General features: G+C 71.6%; 4 protein-coding genes and 1 pseudogene. 1 reads left to right on the top strand and 4 read right to left on the bottom strand.

Annotated elements, in window-relative coordinates; translation table 11 throughout:
- Positions 1–154, bottom strand: a pseudogene (locus UW392_RS14125) (mannose-6-phosphate isomerase); the annotation flags it as partial.
- A gap of 76 nt (positions 155–230) precedes the next feature.
- Positions 231–401 carry a Trm112 family protein gene (locus UW392_RS14120; protein ID WP_320775311.1) on the bottom strand — a complete coding sequence of 57 codons (171 nt, stop codon included), beginning with the start codon at positions 399–401 and terminating at the stop codon, positions 231–233.
- 461 nt (positions 402–862) lie between these two features.
- Here UW392_RS14120 and UW392_RS14115 point away from each other — a divergent pair, with 461 nt between their 5' ends.
- Positions 863–1648, top strand: a complete 786-nt coding sequence (locus tag UW392_RS14115) for an HAD-IIB family hydrolase (protein ID WP_320775310.1) — start codon at positions 863–865, stop codon at positions 1646–1648.
- A gap of 110 nt (positions 1649–1758) precedes the next feature.
- Here the strand turns inward: UW392_RS14115 and UW392_RS14110 are convergent, their stop codons facing one another.
- The gene (locus UW392_RS14110; RefSeq protein ID WP_320775309.1) at positions 1759–3375 is read right to left on the bottom strand and encodes an L-lactate permease; all 1617 of its coding nucleotides are present in this window, start codon (positions 3373–3375) and stop codon (positions 1759–1761) included.
- Between the two features lie 169 nt (positions 3376–3544).
- Positions 3545–3896, bottom strand: a 352-nt coding sequence (locus UW392_RS14105) for a DUF3499 domain-containing protein (RefSeq protein WP_320775308.1), incomplete at its 5' end; no start/stop codon positions are given.

Below are 3896 nucleotides of genomic sequence, written 5' to 3'. Positions count from 1 at the left end.
GGCCGTCGGGTCGGAGGCCGGGGACGCCGGCCTCGGCGGCGAGCCGGGCGGCGGTGCGGACGCGGGCGCCCGCTTCGGCGGCGCCGCGGAGCAGGCCGCGGCGGTCTGCGCCGGCGAGTCGTTCGGGGCTGTCGAGCAGCGTTTCGTCGAGCATGACGGCGGTCTCCGATCGCCGGGGGCGTCAGGTGCGCGGGGGCCGGTCTCCGGGCGGGCCGGGGCCGGGGGCGCGGCTACTCGGGGCGGCGGGCCTCGTCGACGAGGAGGACGGGGATGCCGTCGCGCACCGGGTAGGCCAGGCCGCAGTCCTGGCCGGTGCAGATCAGCTCGGTGTCCTGCTCCTTGAGGGGGGCGTGGCAGACCGGGCAGGCGAGGATCTCCAGGAGGCCGGCTTCGAGCGGCATGGGGGTTCCCTTCGGGGAAGGTGCGGGTGTAGGTGGATGTGCTGGTCAGGGTACCGCCGGGGGAGGTGGCACCGTGAGCGGAGCGGCTGAGGACGTGACGGCGGAAGATTTCGGTCGGATCGGCCGACCGTTTTCGGCAGGGGGACTGCGCTCGGCAGGCGGATCTCGTTCGGCACACCGGCTTCGCTCGGCACGCGGACTTCGCTCGCCATGCGGGCTTCGCTCTGCGCGCGGTTCGCCGGGCCGGGCCGCGTGCTGCGCCACGGGAGGGAGCAACGCGTCGTCCGTGGCGAGCGCCCGTCGCGCGGACGTTTCTCGGTGTCGCCTGCATACTGCTGGAAGCTTGCTGTCGGCCACTGTCCTCGTGACGCCGGAGGCCCCGCTTCTCCTTGATCTTCCCCTTGACCAGCAGGCCCGCCCAAGACAGCAGAACAAGACACAGGAAAGAGAAGACAGCAGCTGTGGAGAATCAAGCCCAGAAGCTCGCGCGTGTGGTGGCGTTCGACCTGGACGACACCCTCACCGTTTCCAAGTCCCGGATAGACGGCAAGATGGCGGATCTTCTGACGCGTCTGCTGGAGAGGACCGATGTCTGCATCATCTCCGGGGGGCGTTTCGAGCAGTTCGAGGAACAGGTGCTGCGTCATCTTCCGACCACTGCTTCCGCACGCGAGCGTCTTCACCTGATGCCCACGTGCGGAACCCGGTACTACCGGTGGGACGACGGGGAATGGCGTCAGATGTATTCCGAGGATTTCACTCCGGAGGACAAATCCCGGGTCGTCGAGGCGCTGACGCAGAGCGCCGAGGAGCTGGGCCTGTGGGAGTCGAAGACGTGGGGCGACATCATCGAGGACCGCGGGAGTCAGATCACTTTCTCCGCCCTGGGACAGTCGGCGCCCGTACAGGAGAAGTACGCCTGGGACCCCGACGGGTCGAAGAAGAGGCGGCTGCGTGAACGCGTCGCCGGGCGACTCGCGGATCTGGAAGTGCGCTCCGGGGGCTCGACCTCCATCGACGTGACCCGGCTCGGGATCGACAAGGCGTACGGCATGAGGAAGCTCATGGAGCATCTGAGCCTCGTCGAGGACGACATCCTGTTCATCGGGGACCGTCTCGAAGAGGGCGGGAACGATTACCCGGTCAAGGCCATGGGAATTCCCTGCGTGGCGGTGGACCGGTGGGAGGAGACCGCTGACCACGTGTCCCGGCTCCTCGCCTCCGACGCCATACACGACGCGGGTTGAGACACGCCGCTCGACCGTTTCGCCCGTCGGCGCCTCGGACCGACGAGCGGATCCTCGGCGGCGTGGTCACCGGCGCGCGCGGCCAGCCGTCGAGCCGGTCGCAGCGCCGCTCACGGCAGCATCCAGTCCAGTACGGGTGAGGACTGTCCGACCACGATCAGGCACATCACCAGCAGCAGGCCGAGGCTCCAGGGCAGGACCTTGCGCAGCAGGTCGCCCTCGCGGCCGGCGAGGCCGACGGCGGCGCAGGCGATGGTGAGGTTCTGCGGCGAGATCATCTTGCCGAGGACTCCGCCGGAGCTGTTGGCGGCGGCGAGCAGTTCGGGCGAGAGACCGGACTCCCGCGCGGCGGTCACCTGCAGGGCGCCGAAGAGCGCGTTGGCCGAGGTGTCGGAGCCGGAGACGGCCACGCCGAACCAGCCCAGCACCGGGGAGAGGAAGGCGAGTCCGGCGCCGGCCGCCGCCACGAAGTGGCCGATGGTGGCGGCCTGTCCGGAGAGGTTCATGACGTAGGCGAGGGCCAGCACGGAGGTGACGGTGAGGATGGCGTACCGCAGTTCGTGGACGGTGGCGAGCCACTCGCGGACCGCCACGCGCGCGTGCACGCCGAGGACGAACGCGGTGGCGACACCCGCGAGGAGGACGAGCGTGCCGCCGGTGGAGACGATCGGCCAGGTGTAGACGTTGCCGCCGACCGGTTCGCCGTCGGGGCCGACGACGTTCAGGAAGGGCCAGTCGTAGGTCTGTGTCGCCTGTGCGAGCCAGTCCTTGACGGCCGGGATCTGCGCGACGGAGAAGATCGCGACGATCAGCGCGTAGGGGGCGTAGGCGCGGACGACCTCCCGCGCGGGGTCGCGTTCGTCCAGCTCCTCGCTGCGTGCGCCGGTGAGGACGGCGGCGCGTACGGGTTCGGCGGCGGGCCTGCGGGCCTGCGGTACGGCGACGAGGGCGCCGGCCCCGGCGAGCGCGGCGCCGATGTCGGCGAGCTGGGCGGAGAGGTAGTTGGAGGCGGCGAACTGGGCGACGGCGAAGGCGACTCCGCAGGCCAGTGCGGGCACCCAGGTCTCGCGCAGGCCGCGCCGTCCGTCCACGAGGCCGACCAGGACCAGCGGCACGACCAGGGCGAGCAGCGGGGTCTGGCGGCCCACCACGGAGGCGACGTCGTCCAGCGGCAGCCCGGTGACCTGGGCGAGGGTGACCACGGGGGTGCCCATCGCGCCGAACGCGACCGGGGCGGTGTTGGCGACCAGCGACACCACGGCCGCGCGGACGGGGTCGAAGCCGAGCGCGACGAGCATGACCGAGCAGATGGCGACGGGCGCGCCGAACCCGGCGAGGGCTTCCAGGAGCGCGCCGAAGCAGAAGGCGACGACGAGCGCCTGAATGCGCGGGTCGTCGGAGAGCCGGCCGAACGACCGCCTGAGGATGTCGAAGTGCCGGGTGCGGACGGTCATGCGGTACACCCACAGGGCGTTGACGACGATCCACAGGATGGGGAAGAGGCCGAAGACGGCGCCCTGGGCGCCGCTGGAGAGCGTCTGGCCGAACGGCATGCCGTAGGCGAGGCAGGCGACCAGCACGGCCGCCAGGAGGCCGATCAGACCCGCCAGGTGCGCCTTCATGCGCACGCCGCCGAGCAGGACGAGGACGATCAGCAGGGGCAGGGCCGCCACGAGGGCGGACAGGCCGAGCGAGCCGCCGACGGGTTCGAGTTCCTGGACGTACACGGCCGCCTCCTCTGTTCCGCCATGCGAAAGCGATCTCCCGGCATGGGGCCACTGGGACGGAATGGTCGTGTCCGCGACAACGGTGCGTCAATGGTCGTGCAGCGGCGAGTCGTTCCGGAAGGAGGCAGGGAGGGCCCTGGAGAGGGTCGGGGGCCCGAGAGGAGGCGGCTCAGTTGTCGGGCGAGCGCAGGACGCGCAGATGACCCCGGCGCGCGACCTCCATCGGATCCGCCGCGCGCGCTCCGCCGCCCGCTCCGGCGGCCCGCTCCTGGGGACGCGCCGCCTCGCGCACCGCGTTGGCGAGCGCTTCGAGGTCGTCGCCGCTGGGGCGGGCCGGGGCGGAACCGTCGAGGAGCCGGACGACCTCCCAGCCGCGCGGGGCGGTGAGGCGCTCGGAGTGCTCGGCGCACAGGTCGTAGCAGTGGGGTTCGGCGTAGGTGGCGAGCGGGCCGAGGACCGCGGTCGAGTCGGCGTAGACGTACGTCAGCGTCGCTACGGCGGGACGGCCGCAAGCGGTGCGC

The organism is Streptomyces sp. CRN 30 (genome assembly GCF_034105845.1).
The sequence above is the reverse complement of the archived record's forward strand: the minus strand, read 5'-3'. Positions and strand labels throughout refer to the sequence as shown.

Excerpts from the sequence above, each read along its gene's own strand:
- UW392_RS14120 (WP_320775311.1), bottom strand. The coding sequence starts at position 401 with ATGCCGCTCGAAGCCGGCCTCCTGGAGATCCTCGCCTGCCCGGTCTGC.